The organism is Acinetobacter sp. Ac_5812 (assembly GCF_013072695.1).
In the GTDB taxonomy this organism is placed as follows: domain Bacteria; phylum Pseudomonadota; class Gammaproteobacteria; order Pseudomonadales; family Moraxellaceae; genus Acinetobacter.
The window spans coordinates 584375-607625 of the sequence record NZ_LXUK01000022.1 but is presented as its reverse complement, the minus strand read 5'-3'; the positions used below and the strand labels follow the sequence as shown (position 1 = coordinate 607625).

The following is a 23251-nucleotide window of genomic DNA, read 5'->3' as shown; positions in this document are numbered from 1 at the left end:
TTCAATGAATAATTTATTCATTCATGAAACATATGTTTGTACATCATATTCAGGTTCACCAGCTAAAACAGAAACAAATTTCTCAACGGTTTCAGCAGTCAGCAGGTAAGGATTGAATTCTTCTAGATGGTACTTCATGAAAAAGTCTGAAATGTTCTGGTTGACTGGTGAAAACTTCATAGACCATTGTGAAAAAAATTGATTCTCACATTCAGTGTAATAGAGAATTTCACAATTGATATGGCGTTTATCTTTCACAATCTTGTTATAAAACAAATCATCGATAATACTCTTTTGACCTTCTAAGCATTGTACAAAATAGCCATGGCCATAATATAAGACGCCTTTTATATCATTGCGATAATTGAAATCTACAGCCTCATCGAGGATTGTAATCAAATCTTTTTTTAAATTTGAATCAATATTCTTAATTTTGCTTACGTATAAAAGTCTTACAGACTCCATTCGATATGCTCATTTTTCAGGAGTAATGTTTTGTTATATAGAAAAAACAATCATTTGTATACTTTAGTCTGTAACGAGAGGGATCTGATCCAGTTTCATATTTTCGATGAACATTTTTTCAAAATTAAAATATTCTGTGAACTATGGCTGAGCTATCTACATGGAATTATTGATAAAATGTGATATTTATCACATGTTTTAGGAGTGCGTATTAAATTTTTAACTAAATTGAATAATGATTTAAGATTTTGATTTTTAAAATAAAAAAATAATTGCAATATTTTTCGTTACAACCATTTTGTCGACAAGTTCTGATCAATTTTGCCATATTGCGTTTGCGAAACTTAGCAGAGGTATTTGTATATGGTGTCATTTTTGTTTATAGGTCTGATCATTACGATCTTACTAACACCAGGCCCAACGAATACATTATTGGCCTCGTCTGGAATCCAAACGGGTATTAAAGGTTCACTGAAATTGATTCCTGCGGAGGTGATCGGTTATTTTATTGCCATTACAACTTGGGGCTTTTTACTTGAGTCTGTTTCACACTATGTACCTTGGCTGCCACCGTTAATTAAATTATTCAGCGCAACATTTATTATCTATTTGGCCATTAAGCTATGGATTACGTCAACAAAAGACTTAGATTTGGATCAACCTTTGATTACCTCTAAGGCTTTGTTTGTAGCAACCTTACTTAATCCTAAAGCTTTATTATTTGCTTCAGCTATTTTTCCACACACTGCTTGGCTCAACCTACATGAATACGTTGTTCACATGGGAACGTTCCTAGCACTGATCACTCCAATTGCTTTTTTATGGATTGCATTTGGATCTATTTTAATTTCCAACAAAATCTCTTGGCTGAATCAACGCAACTTACAACGTTCAGCAGCATTTGTTTTAACTTTCTTTGCGATGCCGTTGGCTTATTCCGCAATTTCATCGTTCTAAATTTTCGTTTCACTGTTGTATTTAAAATTTAAAAAATTGGAGTTTTTAATGAACACTATAAAAATTAAGGTAAAGGATCAATTTGAGGCCGAGAAGATCGCGACAGCTAAAGTAAAAGCTGTCAATGATCAAGAAATTCCCTTCTTTAAACGGATTGAACATATCGAAGTTGAAGGAGAGATTCTTCTTCCAAATATAGATTTACTTTTTGAAAACCCAAAAGATGGCAGTATTTATCGATATGTAGAGGCTGTTTAGGCTTTCATTACTTGAAGATATTGACCCACGCTTTGGCGTGGGTTTTTATATTGCCTATTTTACAATAGAAAAACTCTAGTTGTACCCATTTATCTGTTTTTACTAATTAATTTAATAAAAAATGTATACTGAATGTTCTATTATAAAAAGGATATAGCATATGAAAAAAATAATTTTTAGGAACATTTATTAGTGTGATGATTACGGGGAGTAGTTTTGCTGCTTGTACTTATGATTTAAATGCAACACAGGTGCAGCTATCACAAATTGATTCAACCATGACTAGGTTTCCTAATATACTAGGTGCGAAAGCGAGTTTTAATGTAGACGCAAGCAGTAGAGTGAAATCTTATATGGTCATGAGTAATGCTTTCGCGAATAATAAAATTAGTTATCCAAATCTTACTTTTCAAGATGTGCCTGGAGACAAGATAATTTCTGCTGGTGGTACAGTTGCTTTTGAAATCAAGTTAAAAATTCCAACTTTTGTTCTACCCTCAGGTGAAACCATAACTTTTTTCCCAATTCAGATTGCTGCAACTAATTGTAATCAGAATGTCTTCAATATCGCTTTAATTCATGTGAATGGTCAGCCCACAAACTCCAACAATAATATTCTGCTTTTGATTAATGGTGGCACACAGTCATCTGGTGTGTTGACCTTAAAACCTGAAAATACTGTTGATGGTTATCAGACTTTCGGTTTTTATGTGAATCAAAATAGTAAACAGATTGGATATATTTTTAATGGAGTAAACAAAGGTTATATCACAGGATACGATAGCAATGGTTCTACTTTATCGTTTATGGCAGGTGGGGGTACTGGAGCTATCGCGACATCAGCATCTGTTGTTGGACAAAATTTATCTATAGAGTTTATTACTGACCATACAAAACTTTCAAATACTTACCCTTCAGGTACAAAGGATATCTGTGGAACAGCACTTTAGTAATAAACCTCCTACGGGAGGCTTCTGATTAATATCTACTAATTTATTGAAAGTCTATTTAGGTCTTCTAGATTAGAATCACTAAGACTTTAAAGCTATCCAAACTGTTTAATAAGAATAGTAATGTATTGTAGACTCCAAACAATTGTAGTTTGGCTTTGTCTTATGACCTATGTTGCACTTGCCTTGATTGGCGTTCTTTCAGGCTTGATTAGTGGAGTAGTGGGTACAGGATCATCGATCATTTTATTACCTATTCTTGCTTATATTTTTGGTGCAAAGCTTGCTGTTCCAATTATGGCAATTGCCTCAATCATGGGGAATATTTCTCGTGTTGTGATGTGGCGTAAAGAACTCAATGTAAAGGCCTTTTTATTGTTTGTGAGTCTCGGTATTCCCGCAACAGTATTGGGAGCCAATACGCTTTGGGTAATGTCACCATTTCTTTCTAATCTATGCATTGGGTTGTTTTTCTTATGTCTTATTCCGATTAGGCATTATGCGAAATATCGTAACTTCACCTTGAATGCTTGGCAAATGGTGATTGCAGGTGGCGTACTTGGATACATTACCGGTGTTGTTTTTTCAACGGGTCCTTTATTACTGCCAATTTTTAATGGATTTGGCCTGATAAAAGGAGCACTTTTGGCAACTGAGGCAGCAGCATCTTTTGCTATCTATTTGACAAAGAGTATAACTTTCGGTGCATTAGGCGTTTTACAGCAAAATATCTTAATTGCAGGAATTGCAGTAGGATCTTCTTTAATCGTTGGTAATTATATTGGTAAAACCTTTGTATTAAAAATGTCTGATCGAACCTTTAACCTTATGCTCGATGCTATGTTGTTGGTCGCTGGTTGTTCAATGCTGTTCTCAATTTTTTACACTAGTGTTTGAACTTAGTCATAGCTGCCATAGTTGATAAATATTAGTCATGAGACATTCAGAGTGTTATTTTCTAAATTATGTGATTTATATAGTCGTTGGTGGTATTCATGACAAAATTATTAGTCATATATGTAGTGGGGTATAAATCCAATGCGTTTCTCCTTGCGATTGTTAACTCTGACGATATTGAAACGAATAATAAATAATTCAAACCAATAGACTAGGTTGCTTTCTAAGCATAAGGAGAATGCTATCCCAAGCGAACTGAATATTGTTGACGCACTGATTGTTGTCGATGTACAGAATGCTTTTGTATCTGGTACCGATGCTGTACCTGCATCAAAACAACTAATTGAATCAATCAGTATTTTACTTGCCAAAGCGAGATTAGCTCATGCACCCGTGATCTTCCTGCAAAATGATGGAGATATAGGGGCTTTAGATGAACCATACAAAGTGGGTTGGGAGCTATTTTTTCCGCCACAATCTCATGAATGTATCATGAGAAAAAATCAAGATAATGGTTTTAGTGGAACCCCACTTCAGCAGATATTGCACGATCACGAGATCAAGTCTTTCGCAATATGTGGTGTTCTATCCGAGATGTGTGTTGCTGCAACAGCACGTTCAGCATTAGAGCTTGGCTATGCTGTATTGTTAGCACATGATGCCCATGCAACATATGACATACCCGCAGGACCAGGATCAAATGGTGTGCCTGCAGCTATGGCCGCCAGAGCAGCAGAATGGTCCCTTGGTGATGAAATTAGGATCTGTGCATCGGTGAATGAGGTGGTTTTTAAGAGAGTCTGATATATAAAATTTATAAATAACAAATTTTATAAGTTTTAAAAAACCGCTCAATTGAGCGGTTTTAATGTTTGCAAAAGAATTTTTACACTAAAACTTTGTTATTTCAGCGTAATTTTACTCCACGATTCATACAATTTAACGGCTGCCGAGAAGTCACTATCGGGTTCAGCTGTGAGATTTGCCGCCTGAATCAAACTTTGCGTTAACGATAGAATCGGAGCGGGTAGTTTCGCGTCCTTAACTAAATCAAGTGCAATACCTGTATCTTTCGCAAGTAATGGGAGTCCAAAAGTCACAGGAAATTCACGACTAAGAACACGCTGCGGAAAAATGGTTTCTGTAACTAAACTTTTACCGCTTGATGCATTGATACAATTTAGGGCTGCATCCAAATTAACACCATGCGCTTTTAAGGTACTAAACCCTTCGGCAACAGACCATAAATTCACAGCCAGTAGCATATTATTGATGGCTTTTACCGCAAAGCCAGCACCAGATTCACCGACATGCTGAATCAATTTACCGACTGCTGCCATTGCAGGATAAGCACGTTCAAATGCGTTGATATCACCGCCCACCATGACTGTTAAGGTTGCATTTTCAGCACCAATGGTTTGACCACTAACAGGTGCATCTAAAAAGTCCACATTTTTAGCTTTCAATTTCTCTGCCAGACGGCGTGCCGCTTCAGGCACACCACTGGTACAGTCAATCCAGATCGAACCTGATTTGATTTCCACACCTTCAATTAATGCTGCAACATCATCGCTGGTCGGTAAACAAGAAAAGATAATATCAGCCTGTACCGCTTGAGCAAGTTCAACGGCTTGAGTTCCATATTCTGTTGCATGTTGTTCTGCTTTACTAAAATTTCGATTCCAGACATAAACATTTTCGAAATATTTAGGAAGATGCGCTGCCATACGATAGCCCATAGCGCCTAAACCAATGAATGCAACAGATTGAGTCATACTTTACCTTTTAATTTGCGTCGATCGTTCGGCTAACCATGTCGCCAGCGTTGGCCAGAACTCAATGGAACTGTTTTGACTGGACATTAAACCTAAGTGCCCACCAGGGATAAGAGTAAACGTGACATCTTGGCTGCTTGTCAACTGGGTCAGAGGGAATGCGGACTCAGAAGTGACCAGTTGATCGCCTTTACCTGCGCCAACAAATAGAGAACAATTGATGTTCTTGAGTTCAATGGTTTTGTTTTTCAGTTGAATTGCGCCATTTTTTAATGGGTTCTGCAACCAGACATTAAATAGCATATCTTGATTTACACCACCCGGATAATCAATCATGTTATTTAAGAAGTGACTCAGCGTTGCATCTTCTTGTACCAGTTTTAGATTATCCAAATTTTTCAGTAGTTGAATGTTGCCATCAATCCAGCCTTTAGGATCTAACAACTTGAATCCAAGCGAGTTTAGGAAGCCTGGTGAATGAATCATTAACTTCGGTAAACGATTATAGATGTAATCTTTAATAGTGGGGTTGCGGTTAGCCAGATAAGCCAAAGTTTTATAAAGTTTGCCAATATAACCCGAAGCATAGCTGTCGATCGGACTACCTAACACCACCAAGTTTTTGACAACACTCGGCTGATGGCGTGCAGTGTAAAGGGTGACGAAAATTCCCGCCATACTCCAGCCATGCAGCGAAATTTTTTCAGATTTGGAGTGTTGTTGAATTGCTTCAATACATTTAGGTATAAAGTTATCAATAAAAGATAGAAAGTTAATTTGGTAGTTTTTATAAGTCAGTTTACCCCAATCAATCAGATACACATCAAAACCACTGTCTTGAAAATGTTTCACCAATGAACGATAAGGATATAAATCATAGATATCCATATTAATGGCCAACGGTGCAACGAATACTAACGGTTCTTTATAGCGTTTGTTCTCTGACGCATAGAAACGGACGCGAGTTTGTTTAAATTGAGCAATCACTTGATATGGCGTCGATTGAGACAAAACCAGTTTGTCGGCATCGAAAACACGCATAGCCAGATGTTTAAAATTTATTTTTTGCTGTTCCACAAGCGATTTCATCTTAGAAAGTCTCATCATGAGTCAAGATTGCACGAAGTCTAAGCGATAATTTCATCTTACGCCTTGACCTTAAATACCTTAGGCGCTCAAAATATTGGCACATTTCGACATTATGATCATAAGGCATACAGAACGATGAATCCAAGCGATGATTTAGAATACCAATTAGAAACACTGGCAATTCGCACAGGGCATGATCGTACCTCTGAAGGTGAGCATAGTGAGCCAATCTTTCTAACCTCGTCATTTGTGTGTGAAAGTGCGGCTGATGCTGCTGCCAAATTCTCAGGGCAAATTGCTGGCAATACCTACTCACGTTATACCAATCCAACGGTACAAGCTTTTGAAAAGCGCTTGGCTATTTTGGATGGCGCAGAACGTGCAGTCGCGACCAGTTCAGGTATGGCTGCAGTACATGCAATGTGTATGGCTTATTTAAAAGCGGGTGACCATGTGATCTGTTCTCGTGCGGTATTTGGTTCAATCATTGCTTTATTTGAAAAATATGTAGCGAAATTTGCAGTTGAAGTGACTTTTGTCGATTTAGATGATCTTGAAGGCTGGAAACAGGCGATTCGTCCAAACACGCGTATTCTATTTATTGAAACGCCGTCTAATCCTTTGGCACAAGTGGGTGATATGCAGGCCATTGCTGATATCGCCCATGCCAATGGCGCTTTATTTGCGGTCGATAACTGCTTCTGTACGCCAGTATTACAGCAACCGATTAAGTTTGGTGCCGATTTAGTACTTTATTCAGCAACTAAATATATCGATGGCCAAGGTCGTGCCTTGGGTGGTGCGGTAGTTGGGAAAAATGATCTACTCGAAGAAGTCAATGGTGTGATTCGTACTTTGGGTAACTCGATGAGCCCATTCAATGCATGGATTTTCTTGAAAGGCTTGGAAACACTGAGCATTCGTATGAAAGCGCATTGTGAAAGTGCACAAAAATTGGCGGAATGGTTACATCAGCACGAAAAAGTTGAAAAAGTGTATTACGCAGGTTTGGTCGATCATCCTGGACATGAGTTGGCGAAAAAACAACAAAAAGGTTTTGGTGGTGTTGTATCTTTTGTGGTGAAAGGCCAGCGTGAAGGTGCTTGGACTGTGATCGATAATACTCGTTTCTTGTCGATTACCAGTAATCTAGGTGATGTTAAGTCAACAATTACGCATCCAGCAACGACCTCGCATGGTAGAATGTCGGCCGAAGCTAAACAAGCTGCAGGAATTGAAGAAGGTTTGATTCGTGTGTCTGTTGGTTTAGAAGACATTGATGATATTATTCGCGACATATCACGCGGTTTAGATTTAATTTAACGAGAGAAACTTATGAACATTAATATGCTCATGCAGCAAGCTCAGCGCATGCAAAAAGATATGGAATCAAATCTTAAAAAAGCCAAAGAAGAGCTTGCAAAAACTGAAGTTCATGCGGAAGCTGGCGGTGGTTTAGTTAAAGTAACCATGACTTGCCGTAATGTGGTTAAGCGTATCGAAATTAGTCCTGATTTATTACAAGACGAAGCAGATATGATTGAAGATTTGATTGCTGCTGCGATGAATGATGCCGCACGTCAAGCAGAAGCCATTTCTGAAGAGAAGTTAAAAGGTGCGAACACCGGTATGGGCTTACCACCTGGCTTATCTGGTTTATTTTAAATCCCTCCCAATCTCCCTTTTTAAAAGGGAGGCGGACCCCTCTTTAATAAAGAGGGGTTAGGGGAGATTATGAGAGTTGATTTGTGTTTAGTGAACGATTTGAACAATTAGTTCAAGCATTACGTATATTGCCAAGTGTTGGTCCCAAATCAGCACAGCGTATGGCATTACATTTGTTAATGAAAAACCGCGAAGGTGCATTTGCGCTTTCTCATGCTTTACATGAAGCATCTAGCCATATTCATGAGTGTCATATTTGTCACTCATTAACAGAAAATGAAATCTGTGATATTTGTGCCTCAGTAGAGCGCGATGAACAATTGTTATGCGTGGTTGAATCGCCAGCCGATGTGATGGCAATCGAGCAGAGCGGCAGTTTTCGTGGGAAGTACCATGTTCTCGGTGGACACCTTTCTCCATTGGATGGTATCGGCCCAGAAGAGATAGGAATTCCATACTTGATTCAGCGGCTCAGTGCAGGACAGATTCAAGAGGTGATTTTAGCCACTAATGCGACGGTGGAAGGACAAGCGACTGCACATTATTTAGTTGAAGCAACTAAGCATTTGCCGATTCACATGACCCGAATTGCGCAAGGTGTGCCACAAGGTGGTGAACTGGAATATGTAGATAGTCATACCTTAAGTCAAGCTGTACATAACCGTATGCGAATGAAATAACGGGGTTCATTCGCATTTTTATATATTTATATTAAATTCATGCTGTTAATTTAAACAAATAATTAAATTTTACATTTTGTCTAACATTATCGTAGATCTATTTATTGTGATTTGTGGCACTATTGACGGGCGAAAAGGATTTTCGTTTTTTGATGAATGGAAGAGGAGTAATTTCATGTCTTGCATGTGGAATACCAATTAATTTTTTTGTATTTTTCAGTTGAGCAATGACTGACATTGGGCAGTTTTATTGCACATGGTTCTTTATTATTTTACTTGAGCACACATGTTTCAGTTTATCCAACAGCAACAAGATTTAGCTGTTCTCCTCAAGCAGATGGAACAGTGTTCTGTCTACGCCCTTGATACCGAGTTTATTAAGGTCGATACCTTATATCCTAAACTTGGTGTTTGCCAAATCAATTTAAATGGTCAAATTCTGTTGCTTGATGGTACCGCGTTGGATCTCAGCAATTTTTGGCCGAAAATTTTTGCGGCTCAACAAAATATTTTTCATGCCTGCGGCGAAGATATTGATCTGATCTATCATTATGCTGACCAAAAACCATTAAATAATGTATTCGACACCCAAGTTGCTTTGGCATTTCTCGGACATGGGCTTCAAGTCAGTTATCAAAATGCGCTTAAAACCTGTTTGAATATTGAGATCGAAAAAGATCAGACTCGTTCGGACTGGCTTGCTCGGCCATTGACCCAAGAGCAAATGTGCTATGCGGCAAATGATGTGATCTATTTAAGCAAACTTGCAGATGCGCTAAAAACAGATCTGAAAGCAAAAGGGCTGTATCAATACGTATTGGAAGATTGTCAAAATCTCACCAAAGAGATTGCCATGGAAACACCACTGGCAGAGTTGTACACCGATATCGGTAATTATCGCCATTCACGCCGTGAATTGATGCAGTTGCAACAACTCAGTATTTGGCGAGAGCAGATTACCAAAGCACTGAATCAGCCGCGTAGCTTTATTCTTAGAAACTCCACCATGATTGATTTGGTGGAAAAGAATCCACGTAATAATTTTCAGTTGGCACGTATAAAAGATATTCGCCCGCATATTGTACGCGAACATGGCAAAATGATTCTTGATTTACTCAAGTTCTTACCGCCAGAGGAAGAATGGCCATTGCGCATGGTTAAACCAATCAAAAGTAATTCTAAAGAAGTTGCACCTAAAATTGATGCGTTGATTGAAAGTGTGGTTTTAGAAACTGGGATACCGAAAGAAGTATTACTACGTAAGAAATGGATGAATGCGATCTATGAACATGTGGTCTTTCATTTAGATGAGCAGTCTTTACCGAGTTATTTAATGGGTTGGCGCTATGACATTCTGACGCAACCATTGATTGCGTTATTAAAAGAAGATATTGAATATCTTTCCACACAAATGAAAGTGGTACGATAAACAGGAAAGAGTGAATCAATGATTCGCTCTTTTTTTTATTTTGACGCATTGTTTTGTCTTTTCGTTTTGTACTTGCCATTTAAAGAGCGCAAAAACACGACTCCAGCGTTAACAATCCTTAATGTATCCATTTTTATTTTCATGTATGCTGTCTTTGATTGTTAATAGATGTGAGTAAACATGCACTGCGATATTTATAGATCGAGCAAAAAAGATGAAATGTATATGTATATTGCTCGTCCAAATTATCCTGATGACAAGGAACAAGAAAACCCATTTGAAGGTGTTCCAGAAACAGTTCTACAAGCATTTGGCAAAGCCACCTTTGTCATGCATTTAGAGCTTCATAATGAGCGTAAACTTGCACGTGCTAACGTTTTACATGTGTTAGATTCATTAAATACCAAAGGCTTTTTTATTCAGATGCCACCAGAAGGATTAATTAATCCGAATGCGGTAGAACCAGAGGGCTTACGTGGTGCTTGAGACTTTAACAGCGATATGGTCTAACATTCTTTCGGTTCTGGATCAATTTCCAGAAGAAAATGTTGCGATCATTGTTTATGTTACAGGGACACTCATTGCATTGTGGTGCTGGTATCGTTTGATGTCACGCCTACCCAATCCAATTGGTGGCATCCTTTGGATTATTGCCTTTGCAGTTCTTGCGACTCCAACAATTTCAGAAGGTCCAAACTCGGCCTTAGCGCCAGCAATTTTTGGTTTGCTTTTTGGTGTCCTCACCAAAGAACATGTCTTAGTCTGGTCTAACTTATCATTGATTTTATTTGTCATTGGTACGGGGTTACTGATCGGCTTCTGCTGGTCAAAATACACTGCAAATAAAACTGCACGTTCAGTTTAGATACGATGTTAAATATAGAAAAATAAGGTTTTAAAATGTCTGCTGATACACAACACTTCACTGGTACAGATCAATATATTGCGACCGATAGCCTGAAACTTGCAGTGAAAGCTGCTCGTGCCTTACAAAAACCATTATTGGTTAAAGGTGAGCCAGGTACTGGTAAAACACTACTTGCAGAGCAAGTGGCTGAAAGCTTGGGTTTGAAGCTGATTACTTGGCATATCAAATCAACCACCAAAGCGCAGCAAGGTCTGTATGAATATGATGCTGTTTCACGTTTGCGTGATAGCCAGTTAGGTGATGATCGTGTCTACGACATTAAGAACTATATTAAACCCGGTAAATTGTGGGAAGCATTTACCAGCGAAGAGCGTTGTGTATTGTTGATTGATGAAATCGACAAGGCGGATATTGAGTTTCCAAATGACTTATTGCATGAACTCGACAAAATGTCGTTCTATGTTTATGAGACAGGGGAGACCATTACCGCGACACAACGCCCAATCGTGATTATTACCTCGAATAATGAGAAGGAACTACCAGATGCATTCTTGCGTCGTTGTTTCTTCCATTATATTGAGTTCCCTGATGATGCAACCATGCGTGACATCATTGCAGTACATTTCCCGAATATTTCAAATACCTTAGTCAGTGAAGCACTACAGGTCTTCTTTAAATTACGTGAAATCCCGAATTTGAAGAAACCACCTTCAACATCAGAACTCATTGACTGGTTAAGTCTGCTGATGGCAGATGATATGCCAGAAGATGTGTTACGTAATCACGATAAATCGAAAGCGATTCCACCATTGTATGGCGCCTTGATTAAGAATGAACAAGATGTGCAATTGCTTGAACGTTTAGCCTTTATGTCACGCCGCTAAGAGTGTTTAAAAATGTTTGTGCGACTGTTTTACACCTTACGCAAATATGGCGTGCCTGTAACAACACGTGAGCTCATTGATCTTAATCAGGCGGTCGCGTCAGGTCTTGTGTTTGCAGATCAGGAACAGTTCTATCAATTGGCTAAAACTGTTTTAGTCAAAGATGAGCGCTTTTTTGATAAGTTCGATCGTGCCATGAAAGATTATTTTGATGGCATCGAAACTTTTGATTTAGATGAATTGCTAAAACAAGTTCATAAGCTACCCAAAGACTGGTTTGATCTTGAACTATTAGAGAAACATCTTACCCCAGAGCAACGTGAAGAGTTGCAAAAAGCAGGTTCTCTTGAAGAGCTGATGAAAATGCTGGAAGAACGTTTACGTGAACAGCATAAAAAACATCAGGGTGGCAATCGCATGATTGGCACTGGAGGAACTTCACCTTTTGGTGCGTTTGGTGATCATCCAGAAGGTGTTCGTATTGGTGGACCAGGGCGTAAACGTTCGGCGGTTAAAGTTTGGGAACAACGTAAATACCAAAATCTAGATGATGATCAGGTTTTGGGAACCCGTCAGATGCAAATTGCTTTACGCCGTTTGCGTAAATTTGCACGTCAAGGCGCTGCTGAAGAGCTGGATGTCGATGGCACCATTCGTGAGACAGCCAAACAAGGGATTTTGGATGTACAGTTGGTCCCTGAGCGTCGTAACCGCATTAAAGTGCTCATGCTGTTTGATGTCGGTGGTTCAATGGATGCGTATATTGCGGAATGTGAAAAACTATTCAGCGCAGCCAAATCAGAATTTAAAACTCTCGAATATTTCTATTTCCATAACTGTCTGTATGACTATGTCTGGAAAGATAACCATCGCCGTAGCTCAACACGTATGAATACGTGGGATCTGTTCCATACTTATGGACGTGATTATCGTGTCATCGTGGTTGGTGATGCCAGCATGGCGCCGTATGAGTTAAAGTCTGCGGGTGGTTCAGTTGAATATATGAATGAAGAATCAGGAGAAGTTTGGCTCAGACGTTTACGTCAGCATTTTGATAAAACCGCGTGGTTGAACCCTGAAACGGAAGGTTATTGGCATTACACTCAAACCATTAACTGGATTAAAGAAATTTTTGAAGATCATATGTTTCCAATGACTTTAAAAGGTCTTGAGGACATGACCCGCTATTTATCACGTTAAATTTTATATAAAGACTTTATAAGAACAGGAAAATATATGGAACATCAAATTAATGGCGTTGCTTTGCCGAATGAAGCCGGTTTCTTTGGCAGTTTTGGTGGTCAGTTCATTCCACCACATTTAAAAGAAGCAATGGATGAAATTAATGCGGCCTATGAAGAGATTCGTCATACCGCTGAATTTCAGGATGAGCTGAATGACTTATTCAAAAACTATGTTGGCCGTCCAAGTCCGTTGTTCCATGCCAAGCGTTTGTCTGATCAATTGGGCGGTGCACAGATTTATCTCAAACGTGAAGATCTGAACCATACGGGTGCGCATAAGATTAACCATTGTTTGGGTGAAGCGTTGCTTGCCAAATATATGGGAAAGCGCAAAGTCATTGCCGAGACAGGTGCCGGGCAACACGGCGTGGCTTTGGCAACGGCTTGTGCATTGGTCGGTATTCCATGTGAAATCCATATGGGTCAAGTTGATATTGAAAAAGAACATCCGAATGTCGTGAAGATGAAAATCTTGGGTGCGAAACTTGTTGCTGTGACTCAAGGTACGGCGACTTTAAAAGATGCAGTGGATAGCGCTTTTGAAGAATACTTAAAAGATCCTAAAAACTATATCTATGCGATTGGCTCGGTGGTTGGGCCACATCCTTTCCCGAAAATGGTACGGGACTTTCAATCAATTATTGGCAATGAAATCAAAACTCAAGCTAATGAACGCTTTGGAAAGAATCCGGATTATGTAGTTGCTTGTATCGGTGGTGGCTCAAATGCGATTGGTGCATTCACTGCATTTTTAAATACGCCTGAAGTCCAATTAGTTGGTGTAGAACCTGCGGGTCATGGCTTGGATACAGATAAACATTCAGCCACTTTGACTTTAGGAAAGCCGGGACAGATTCATGGTATGGCGTGCTATGTGCTGGAAGATGATAACGGTGAGCCATTGCCAGTGCATTCCATTGCTTCGGGCTTGGATTATCCGGGTGTCGGGCCACAACATAGTTTCCTGAAAGAGCTTGGTCGTGTGCAATATGAAACGGCGACGGATCAGGAATGTTTGGATGCCTTTATGACGCTTTCACGTGTTGAAGGTATTGTTCCTGCTTTGGAAAGTTCGCATGCGGTGGCTTGGGCGTTACGCGAAGCGCCTAAGTTGGATAAAGGTATTAAGATCGTGGTCAATCTTTCTGGACGTGGCGATAAAGACTCGGATTATGTGGCAGAAAAGCTAGGCCTATAAGTTCTTGTTGAATATCTCAAGGTTAATAGACCGCTTTGTGTAGAGAGGCGGTTTTTTTATTGTTAAATCAACCTTAATCCCGTTAGAATAAAGCGTTTTGCAATTAGCACTTTTGGAGACGCCTAAGTGGAGCGACCTACAATCAGCCCTGAACATTTACAAGAAGCGGCTGAAAACCTAGTAACCATTCGAGATTTTGTTCGTTTTGGGGTAACCGCAATGCGTCAATATGACGCGCACTTAGGTCAAGGTACTCAAGATTATTTTGCAGAGAGTTCTGCATTGGTACTACAAACACTATCACTGGAGTGGAAAGCAGATGCTGAAATTCTGGATGCCAAACTTTTACCAAGTGAAAAAGCAGAATTCCTCAGTTTGCTAGAACGTCGTATCAATGATCGTATTCCAACGTCATATTTATTGAACTTGGCCTATTTCTTCAATAAGCCATTCTATGTAGATGAGCGTGTCTTGATTCCACGTTCACCGATTGCTGAGTTGATTGAACAACGTTTTGCGCCGTACTGCCTAGATGAAAATGGGCGTATGCTGGAAGCATTAAATAACTTGCCTGAAAATAACAATCCAAAAACACCACAACGTATTTTAGATATGTGTACGGGTTCGGGTTGTATTGCGATTGCGTTAGCTTATGCATATCCAGAATCAGAAGTTGATGCGACTGACATTTCAAAAGAAGCGCTGGAAGTGGCTTCAATCAACACAGAGCACCACGACAAGCAGTACCAAGTGGCATTGCTTGAATCAGACTTATTCTCAAAAATTCCTGCTGAAAATCAATATGACTTGATCGTCAGTAATCCACCGTATGTGGATGCAGAAGATATGGCGGATTTACCAGAAGAATTCTTACATGAACCTGAGCTTGCACTGGCTGCGGGTCAAGATGGCTTAGATTTAGTCCGTAAAATGTTAGCCCAAGCTGCTGATTATTTAACTGAAGATGGCTTGATTGTGATTGAAGTTGGTAATTCTGAATGGGCAATGCGTCAGAACTTCAATACAGTTGACTTCCATTGGCTCACTTTCCAAAAAGGCGGTTCTGGTATTTTTGCTTTAACTGCTGAACAATGCCGCCGTTATAAAGAAGTCTTTCAGCAATCAGTTCAAAACTAAGGGGTTAAAGCATGGCAGGGAATAGTATTGGGCAACTGTTTCGAGTAACAACCTGTGGCGAGTCACATGGTGCGGGCTTGATGGCGATTGTCGATGGTGTGCCGCCTGGTCTTGAGCTTTGTGAAGCAGATTTGCAAAAAGACTTAGATCGCCGTAAACCGGGAACATCGAAGTTTGCAACGCAACGTAAAGAACCAGATCAAGTTGAGATTATCTCAGGTGTTTTCGAAGGTAAAACCACAGGCACATCGATTGGTTTATTGATCCGTAATACGGATCAGAAATCAAAAGACTACGGCAATATCGCTCAAACTTTCCGTCCAGGCCATGCGGATTACACTTATACGCAAAAATACGGTTTCCGTGACTATCGTGGTGGCGGTCGTTCGAGCGCTCGTGAAACGGCGATGCGTGTTGCGGCGGGTGCAATTGCCAAGAAATATCTTGCTGAAAAATTTGGTATTGATATTCGTGGACATGTCACACAAATCGGCAATGAAGTAGCAGAAAAACTGGATTGGGCTGAAGTGCCAAATAACCCATTTTTCTGTGGCGATGTGGATGCGGTTCCTCGCTTTGAACAATTAGTCACTGCGTTACGTGAGCAAGGTACCAGCTGTGGCGCCAAGCTTGAAATCATTGCTGAAAGAGTACCTGTCGGTTGGGGTGAGCCTGTATTTGATCGTTTAGATGCTGATATTGCCCACGCCATGATGAGCATCAATGCAGTTAAAGGTGTTGAAATTGGTGATGGTTTTGCAGTCGCAGGACAATTTGGCCATGAAACACGTGATGAACTCACTACCGATGGCTTCCTTGCCAATCATGCAGGTGGTATCTTAGGTGGGATTTCAAGTGGTCAAAACATTCGCGTGGCGATTGCACTGAAACCAACCGCAAGTATTACCACACCGGGTAAAACGATTTCGATTGAGCGAGAAAATACCGACGTATTGACTAAAGGTCGTCATGATCCATGTGTCGGTGTACGTGCAACACCAATTGCTGAAGCAATGTTGGCGATCGTGTTAATGGATCATTTTTTAAGACATCGTGCACAAAATGCAGATGTGATTCCACCATTTGAACCAATCGAACCTTAATAAAAATATTAAGCCGCACATATAATTTATTATATCTGCGGCTTACATCACATTTTAAAGTGCTTTAATTAAATATTAGTTTAATATTCATTTAATAATAATGAATCAATTATAAAGCTTCAGAAATCATATTATCTGATGTTGCAATATGATATTGATTACGACCATTACTTTTTGCGATATATAATGCATGATCTGCTTGTGCAACAAACTCAGAAAGACTGTCACCTACACAGGGAACCATTGTTGCAACGCCTACGCTAATGGTCACATGTTTTGAAACATTGCTACGTGGGTGCAAAATTCCAATATTACGGACTAACTCCATCAGTCTTTGTACCTGAGTAATGGCTTGATCACGGTCAGTCATTGAGAAGAGGAGTAGAAACTCTTCACCACCGTAGCGTGCTGCCAGATCACCACTACGCGAGGCGATAGAGCCCAACATAATCGCAATACGTCGCAGGCATTGATCGCCTTGAATATGTCCTAAAGTATCGTTGTAGAGCTTAAAGAAATCGATATCAATCATCATGATGGTAATCGGCATCTCATGGCGTGTTGCTCTTTTCCACTCATTTTCCAAGACTTCGTCTAGGTAGCGTCGATTGGCAAGACCTGTTAAAGCATCTTGTTGGGATAAAATAGACAACTGTTGTGCTTGTCGCATCAATTCTAAACGATTGAGCTCAATCATGCAGTTCTGCAAATAGTTTTCACGGTGCTGGCGGTCAGTTGCATAAGCAAGTGCCATACCCAGAAAACTACTGAAGGTATAAGTACGGTTGAGGAAGGTCCAGTCAATAGCACCGCTAAACCATGTACTCGCCGCAATACCAATTAATCCGCCGACCCAACCAGCAATGATGGCTGTGTAGAAACGCATTCCTACAAAAGCATAGATGATGACAACTGCATACATCATTGCAGCATGGAACAAAACATTATTTTGCCCTTGCTCTAATACGTTAATGATGGTGAAAGAGATTGCTACCGCACCTGTTGAGCCGATACAAACATAGTAATCGAACCACTTATTCATGCTTGGCAGGAACGAAAGTAACCATGCGAATGTAATGATGATACCCACCCAACCGTAGGTTGCCATCCAAGTAATACGTAGGTCTGTAGGTAAAACCTGATAAATACCGAAGCTTAGAAATAGATATAAACCTAAAATAATAGGGGCGCGATAGCGGAACTCATGCGCAGCCTCATTTCTGTACTGATCTCGATAGATCACTTCTAATTCTTTAGGAAACCAAACTAAATTTAGCCCGCGAGAAATTAACAAGTCGATTTGTTCTTGTCCCAAAATATTGGAAGCTTTCAACTTCATCTTATCTCTCACCACTCCCAAATGTTGTTATAAATGTCAAAATAGGGATTATTTTTTTACTACGTTACACTGATTTAAATAGAATGTGTATTAGATTATAAAAAAATATTAATTTTTATATAAGGGGCATTGCCTAATATAATGATTCAAGTTTAAATTAGATTCAAGAAATAAAAACTGTTACAAACTAAATCACAAACGATTGTATCTTTACGGTATTAGGATACAATTTATAAAAAAGCAGCAATCATCGAAGATGATTGGATTAAGTCATACGAAATAGGATGCATCGCAATGACTGCTATGAATCAATATGGAACAAAATTAGAAATTACACCCCATTCGGGTTGGGCGCAACGATTCTGGGATGAATTATTACCCTCAAAAGAACGAGTGAGTAAACATCCGTTATTCTTAGATATGGCCAATGGCTGTTTAAGCCTTGAATGCTTTCGTTCAGCCTTACTGAATTTTTATCCACTCGTCGCGCATTTTCCTTCCTATATGGCAGGATCGCTAGCGAAAGCGACTGCTTTTTCACTGGATGGAGTAACGGAAACCCGAGACTGGTTGATTCAAAACATTAAGGTTGAGGAGCGGCATTTAAACTGGTATCAGGACTGGGCGGGGGGCTTTGGTCTAACAGTTGAAATGTTGAATAGTGTGAAGCCACCTGTTGCAATGAATGCGGTGAATCACTTCTTGTGGGATGTTAATTTTCGTGGAAGTCTAGCAGAGAGTATTGCAGCGACTAATCTCGCGATTGAATGGGCGACAGGAGATTGGACCATTCAGGTGTATAAAGGGATTCAGACCTACACACAACATCCCGAAGTCAATATTAATAAACGCTCGTTGGCATGGTTAAGAGCACATGCACATTATGATGATCTGCATCCATATGAGGCAATGGAGTTGATCAAACGCTTATGTGATAAAGACCCCGTACAGCAAAGAAAAGCCTTCTTGGCTGCGAAGGAAGGACTTGAATATTATGAGCTTGCCTTAGATGAGTGTTATAAGCTTCAACATAAAAATTAAAGATAAAGAGCCTAGAGCGCATTAAAGATAAGGCTAACGGTTCAGTCAGAGATGATCTAATCTAAAAAACCTCCTCATCTGCAACTGAGGAGGTTTCAATGAGATGAATTAAATCTTAAACCATCGCAGGGTCACTCACAGAGTCTTCACCTGTTTCTACACGACCAGCAAAACGACGATAAAACTTGGCTTCCTGTGTACAGGTCACGGCAAAATCATACCATTGCCAAGCATCTTGCAATTCCCAATGCTGAGTGGCGCTTTGTCCTGCTTTTACGGTTACTTTCAGTGGAGCATCAGTTCGATAAACCACAGGGGTGATCACTAACTCAATCTCTTTAGTGCCTGTATTGTTCAGATCGACATAAACATTACCATTGGCAATATCATAGCAAACACGAATCTCAGGATTGATTTGCAGATCTTGATTACGGTTCAGGTCACCTTTGAAATGTCGATGAAAGCCATTCGGTCCCATCACCCAAAGATCATACAAACCTTGATTATCCTTTTGCACATTCCAGACATCATCTAAGCCTTTTCCTGCCTCTACAATGTAACGGCGCGGTACACGGTTCAGATTCAATTTGTCATAGACATGAAACACAGCACCTTGTGTCCCTGTGTTTGAAAACAGCAGTTTGACTGTTCCATCATTTAGGCAGCGTGCACTGGTATGTAGTTCATAAGGCAGTGCTTTAGAACGGCGAATACCGCTGGCTTGAATGGGCAGCTGTAAATTGGTTGGAATTGGAACATTGGGTAACTTTTGCTGTGAGCTGCGTAATTGATCGGCTTGTTCACGGGTTTGCTTACCGTTTAATGTTGGTAGTACATCTTCATTAGGCGTTTTAAAGTTGAATGCAGAGGTCAGATCTCCACATACAGTACGGCGATAAGGACTGATATTGCTTTCTTTAACGCCAAAACGTTGTTCGAGGAACATCAATACTGAGGTGTGATCAAAGACTTGAGAGTTAACGATACCCCCGCGACTCCAAGGTGAAATCACAAATAAGGGAACGCGAGGACCAGGACCATAAACACCATTATCCTTGTTCGGTTGGCTGCTACTGCCTAGAGGTGCATCATGTACATAGTATTCATGACGCATATCTGCTTGGCTAAGCGTTGATTTACCGGCATAAGTATTATCCGCTTGCAATGTCGGTGCTGATGGCGATGGAACATGGTCAAAATAACCATCATTTTCATCAAAATTGATCAAGAATACAGTTTTGCTCCAAACCTCTGGCACAGCTGTTAAGGCATCCAGTATTTCCTGAATAAACCATGAGCCTTGTACTGGGCTTGATGGTCCCGGATGTTCACAATAAATTGAAGGTGCATTAATCCAAGACACCTGTGGCAATTTTCCAGTTTTAATATCATTTTTGAATGCATCTAGGAATTCTTCAGGTTTATTGCCGGGTAAGGTATTGGCAATGCCTTTATAAAGTGGATTCTTGGCATTATCCGTGGTGGCATCATAGGCTTTATAAGGTAACTTTTGCGCAGTCTTGTTATAAGGACTATTGGGCGCTCCACCACTTGAGACTGGATAACCTGAATCGATATTGGCTTTTCTAAAGCTGCGGAATGCGCCTAACATATTATCGCCCCATTCATCGGGCATATTTTGATAACAAATCCAATTGATCCCAGCTTCTTCTAGGCGTTCAGCATAGGTTTTCCATGTATAACCAACATCAACTGTTTTAGGATCGCCATCAATCCAGTCCCATTCATTATTGACAAATGCTGTACTGGTCGGCACTGCACCATTGGTTCCTGTTAAGTGGAATGAACGATTGGCATCTGTACCAGTATGCATAGAGCAGTGATAAGCATCACAAATGGTAAATGCATTGGCCAATGCAAATTGATAAGGGATTTCCTGTTCCTTGAAATAGCCCATGGCATAGTCAGTTTTATAGGTTGGCCAGTTTGACATACGACCATTGTCCCATGCTTTTTGACTATCCACCCAAGTGTGATTGGTTCCGGGTGCACGTTGGGCATTATTACTTGAGCCATCTAAATGAAATGGTGTTAATAATGCTCCATTACTGCGTTGTTGCTGCCAAACGGTACGTCCATTTTGTAAAGGAATGGTGAAACGATCGGCAAAACCACGAACGCCTTTTAAGGTGCCAAAATAATGGTCAAATGAGCGGTTTTCCTGCATAAGGATCACGACATGCTCAACATCTTGAATGGTGCCTGTTTTATTATTGGCAGGAATGGCTAAGGCTTTTTGAATGCTGGCTGGAAAGGTGGTCAAAGCGGCAGCGCCAAAGCCGGTTTTAAGTGTATTTGCTAAAAATTGACGACGATTAATCACGATATTTTTCCCTATCTAGTTGTTCTTATGCTTATGGCGCACAGCGCATGACTGGTTTTTTGGTTTCATCAGGTTTTGCTGCAGCCTGTTCATCGTTTGAGTCATTACATGCGGTGAGTGCCAATAGAATGGGGAAAACATAAAGACATACCAGCCATCGTTTGGTTTTATTCAACATCTGCTTCATCCATAACAAAGATGTCAACACACTAGACAGACCTTGTGACAACACGGTGTCACCTTTATGACGATTCATTGACGTTTCATATGAAAGTTGGTGTAAAGCACACAAATTGATTACTGTAAAAATTAGTTTTAAAAAATCAATTAACCATCAAGTAGATAGAGATTCAGGCAGAAAACAGGGGTGATCATTCTCTTATTTTTTGTTAAGATGATATTAATGATTCTCATTATCTTTTAAAATGTCTGATCCAATCAATACGCTCTATCGCCAACATCATTCTTGGCTATACCAATGGCTTAAACGACGTCTCAATCATAGTGAAGATGCAGCAGATTTAGCGCATGATACCTTTATTCGTATTTTAAAGCGTAAAGATCAATTGTATTTTGATCAGCCTCGAGCACTGTTAACAACGGTAGCAAAGGGAATATTAATCAATTGGTACCAACGTAAATCGATAGAAAGGGCCTATTTGGAAGCACTGAGTAGTCGACCAGAGTATGATGAGATTAGCCCTGAGCAAAAAATATCTGCAATTGAATCACTCTGCTTGATTAACCAATTGTTAAATCAAATGCCTGAACGTCAACAGCAGGTGTTTATCTGGTCACAACTTGAGGGACTTACCCAACAAGAGATTGCGAATCGTTTGAATATTTCTACTCGAACGGTCATGCGAGATTTGGTTACTGTACTGACTCAATGTTTAGCGATCATGGATTGAGATCGACATGTCGCAGGCAAAAATTTTGAAAGAAGCAGCTGAATGGATTGTGAAAATTCAGACATCTGTATTAACTGAAGCTCAACAAATTGAATTCGAAGCGTGGAAAAGACAAAGCGAAGCGCATCAAACCGCATGGGTGAAAGCAGAGCGTCTGCTGAGTAGTTTTGAATATTTTCCTGAAAATGGTCATGAAATCATTCAAAAAGGTAATCAAGCTGCACAGTTTCAGTGGTCCAAACACCTTGTTGTGGCTTGTATTGCATGTTTGGGCAGTATCCTCGCATGGAATTCTGATTATCAATATTTATGGCTTTCAGATTACAGCACCGCTACGGGGCAGCAGAAGAATGTGACACTTGAAGATGGAACGCAACTCCAATTAAATACCAATACAGCACTTGATGTTCGCTATACATCTGTTCAACGAACGCTGCGATTACACTACGGTGAAATACAGATTCATACCGCAAAAGAGACCCAAAACTATCGCCCATTTTTTGTCGAGACTGAAAGTGCGCATTTACAAGCATTAGGAACAGTCTTTAATGTGCAATATCTCAAAAATAAACAACAGCAAACCTGTTTAGGCGTGATTGAAAGTGCAGTCAAAGTGACTTTGAATCAATCTAAAAAAATGACAGTTGTACAGGCAGGTGAGCAGTTATGTTTTGATGATACGGACTTTAAAGCGTTAGCACAGCTTGATCCGAATGTATTGGTTTGGAAAAATCAGATGATTATGGCATTTGAAATCCCTTTAGAGCAGCTCTTTGAAGAGATTGGGCGTTATCAACATCAATATGTTGATCTTGATCCTGAATTGAAATCATTAAAGGTCTCTGGTTCTTATCCCGTTAACAACTTGACTCAGTTGCAGTCGGCTTTGGAATTAAGCTATCCAATTCGTATGCAGCGGCATTTAGGCGATCATGTCATTACAATTCGGGCTAAAAATGAAAAAAATGAAAAATAATTGAAAATTGCTGTCAGCTTTTCAACTTTGGATGGGTAATA

General features: G+C 39.9%; 25 protein-coding genes. 19 read left to right on the top strand and 6 right to left on the bottom strand.

Annotated elements, in window-relative coordinates; translation table 11 throughout:
* Positions 1–21: 21 nt before the first annotated feature.
* On the bottom strand, positions 22–465 hold the full coding sequence (locus A7P55_RS16340) for a BLUF domain-containing protein (protein WP_171552921.1): 444 nt from the start codon (positions 463–465) through the stop codon (positions 22–24).
* Positions 466–828: 363 nt separating this feature from the next.
* Here A7P55_RS16340 and A7P55_RS16335 point away from each other — a divergent pair, with 363 nt between their 5' ends.
* The 5 genes from A7P55_RS16335 (at position 829) to A7P55_RS16315 (ending at position 4331) form a co-directional block, all read left to right on the top strand.
* Entirely contained in the window at positions 829–1422 is a 594-nt protein-coding gene (locus tag A7P55_RS16335; protein ID WP_216078072.1) for a LysE family transporter, read from the top strand.
* A gap of 48 nt (positions 1423–1470) precedes the next feature.
* A complete protein-coding gene (locus tag A7P55_RS16330) occupies positions 1471–1680 on the top strand; it encodes a hypothetical protein (protein ID WP_171552920.1) in 210 nt (69 codons plus the stop codon).
* Positions 1681–1877: 197 nt separating this feature from the next.
* Positions 1878–2630 (top strand): DUF4882 family protein, encoded by a 753-nt coding sequence (locus tag A7P55_RS16325; protein ID WP_171553275.1) that lies wholly within the window; start codon positions 1878–1880, stop codon positions 2628–2630.
* Positions 2631–2795: 165 nt separating this feature from the next.
* Entirely contained in the window at positions 2796–3527 is a 732-nt protein-coding gene (locus tag A7P55_RS16320) for a sulfite exporter TauE/SafE family protein (protein WP_171552919.1), read from the top strand.
* A 216-nt stretch (positions 3528–3743) separates the two neighbouring features.
* Positions 3744–4331 carry an isochorismatase family protein gene (locus A7P55_RS16315; RefSeq protein WP_171552918.1) on the top strand — a complete coding sequence of 196 codons (588 nt, stop codon included), beginning with the start codon at positions 3744–3746 and terminating at the stop codon, positions 4329–4331.
* 98 nt (positions 4332–4429) lie between these two features.
* On the opposite strand, the gene A7P55_RS16310 is transcribed toward A7P55_RS16315, so the two are convergent.
* Together A7P55_RS16310 and A7P55_RS16305 are read right to left on the bottom strand one after the other, a co-directional pair.
* Positions 4430–5302 carry an NAD(P)-dependent oxidoreductase gene (locus A7P55_RS16310; protein WP_171552917.1) on the bottom strand — a complete coding sequence of 291 codons (873 nt, stop codon included), beginning with the start codon at positions 5300–5302 and terminating at the stop codon, positions 4430–4432.
* Positions 5303–5305: 3 nt separating this feature from the next.
* On the bottom strand, positions 5306–6391 hold the full coding sequence (locus A7P55_RS16305; protein WP_171552916.1) for an alpha/beta fold hydrolase: 1086 nt from the start codon (positions 6389–6391) through the stop codon (positions 5306–5308).
* Positions 6392–6526: 135 nt separating this feature from the next.
* On the opposite strand from A7P55_RS16305, the gene A7P55_RS16300 reads away from it, so the two are divergent.
* From A7P55_RS16300 to aroC, 11 genes are all read left to right on the top strand, one after another.
* The gene (locus A7P55_RS16300) at positions 6527–7714 is read left to right on the top strand and encodes an O-succinylhomoserine sulfhydrylase (RefSeq protein ID WP_171552915.1); all 1188 of its coding nucleotides are present in this window, start codon (positions 6527–6529) and stop codon (positions 7712–7714) included.
* A gap of 12 nt (positions 7715–7726) precedes the next feature.
* Positions 7727–8056, top strand: a complete 330-nt coding sequence (locus A7P55_RS16295) for a YbaB/EbfC family nucleoid-associated protein (protein ID WP_004653412.1) — start codon at positions 7727–7729, stop codon at positions 8054–8056.
* 83 nt (positions 8057–8139) lie between these two features.
* On the top strand, positions 8140–8736 hold the full coding sequence (gene recR, locus A7P55_RS16290; RefSeq protein ID WP_004653413.1) for a recombination mediator RecR: 597 nt from the start codon (positions 8140–8142) through the stop codon (positions 8734–8736).
* 286 nt (positions 8737–9022) lie between these two features.
* Positions 9023–10165, top strand: coding sequence for an HRDC domain-containing protein (locus A7P55_RS16285; protein WP_171552914.1), 1143 nt, complete (start codon positions 9023–9025; stop codon positions 10163–10165).
* Between the two features lie 180 nt (positions 10166–10345).
* Positions 10346–10651, top strand: coding sequence for a YcgL domain-containing protein (locus tag A7P55_RS16280; protein ID WP_004653415.1), 306 nt, complete (start codon positions 10346–10348; stop codon positions 10649–10651).
* Positions 10644–11030 (top strand): hypothetical protein, encoded by a 387-nt coding sequence (locus A7P55_RS16275; protein WP_005203531.1) that lies wholly within the window; start codon positions 10644–10646, stop codon positions 11028–11030. Before A7P55_RS16280 ends, A7P55_RS16275 begins: the two co-directional genes overlap by 8 nt.
* A 35-nt stretch (positions 11031–11065) precedes the next feature.
* Complete coding sequence (locus A7P55_RS16270) at positions 11066–11917, top strand: MoxR family ATPase (protein ID WP_005241473.1); 852 nt, start codon at positions 11066–11068, stop codon at positions 11915–11917.
* A 12-nt stretch (positions 11918–11929) separates the two neighbouring features.
* Positions 11930–13117 (top strand): VWA domain-containing protein, encoded by a 1188-nt coding sequence (locus tag A7P55_RS16265; protein WP_171552913.1) that lies wholly within the window; start codon positions 11930–11932, stop codon positions 13115–13117.
* Between the two features lie 36 nt (positions 13118–13153).
* Positions 13154–14359: a tryptophan synthase subunit beta gene (gene trpB / locus A7P55_RS16260; protein ID WP_171552912.1), complete on the top strand. Its 1206-nt coding sequence runs from the start codon at positions 13154–13156 to the stop codon at positions 14357–14359.
* 126 nt (positions 14360–14485) lie between these two features.
* Entirely contained in the window at positions 14486–15496 is a 1011-nt protein-coding gene (gene prmB / locus A7P55_RS16255) for a 50S ribosomal protein L3 N(5)-glutamine methyltransferase (protein ID WP_171552911.1), read from the top strand.
* 11 nt (positions 15497–15507) lie between these two features.
* On the top strand, positions 15508–16599 hold the full coding sequence (aroC, locus tag A7P55_RS16250) for a chorismate synthase (protein ID WP_171552910.1): 1092 nt from the start codon (positions 15508–15510) through the stop codon (positions 16597–16599).
* A 109-nt stretch (positions 16600–16708) separates the two neighbouring features.
* Here the strand turns inward: aroC and A7P55_RS16245 are convergent, their stop codons facing one another.
* Positions 16709–17938, bottom strand: a complete 1230-nt coding sequence (locus A7P55_RS16245) for a GGDEF domain-containing protein (protein ID WP_171552909.1) — start codon at positions 17936–17938, stop codon at positions 16709–16711.
* A 294-nt stretch (positions 17939–18232) separates the two neighbouring features.
* Between A7P55_RS16245 and A7P55_RS16240 the strand changes: the two genes are divergently transcribed.
* Complete coding sequence (locus tag A7P55_RS16240; RefSeq protein WP_171552908.1) at positions 18233–18979, top strand: iron-containing redox enzyme family protein; 747 nt, start codon at positions 18233–18235, stop codon at positions 18977–18979.
* A 115-nt stretch (positions 18980–19094) separates the two neighbouring features.
* Here the strand turns inward: A7P55_RS16240 and A7P55_RS16235 are convergent, their stop codons facing one another.
* A complete protein-coding gene (locus A7P55_RS16235) occupies positions 19095–21323 on the bottom strand; it encodes a phosphocholine-specific phospholipase C (RefSeq protein ID WP_171552907.1) in 2229 nt (742 codons plus the stop codon).
* A 31-nt stretch (positions 21324–21354) separates the two neighbouring features.
* A complete protein-coding gene (locus A7P55_RS16230; RefSeq protein WP_171552471.1) occupies positions 21355–21579 on the bottom strand; it encodes a hypothetical protein in 225 nt (74 codons plus the stop codon).
* Positions 21580–21748: 169 nt separating this feature from the next.
* Between A7P55_RS16230 and A7P55_RS16225 the strand changes: the two genes are divergently transcribed.
* Both A7P55_RS16225 and A7P55_RS16220 read left to right on the top strand, forming a co-directional pair.
* A complete protein-coding gene (locus tag A7P55_RS16225) occupies positions 21749–22234 on the top strand; it encodes a sigma-70 family RNA polymerase sigma factor (RefSeq protein ID WP_171552906.1) in 486 nt (161 codons plus the stop codon).
* A gap of 7 nt (positions 22235–22241) precedes the next feature.
* Positions 22242–23210, top strand: coding sequence for a FecR family protein (locus tag A7P55_RS16220; RefSeq protein ID WP_171552905.1), 969 nt, complete (start codon positions 22242–22244; stop codon positions 23208–23210).
* The last annotated feature ends 41 nt before the right edge of the window (positions 23211–23251 follow it).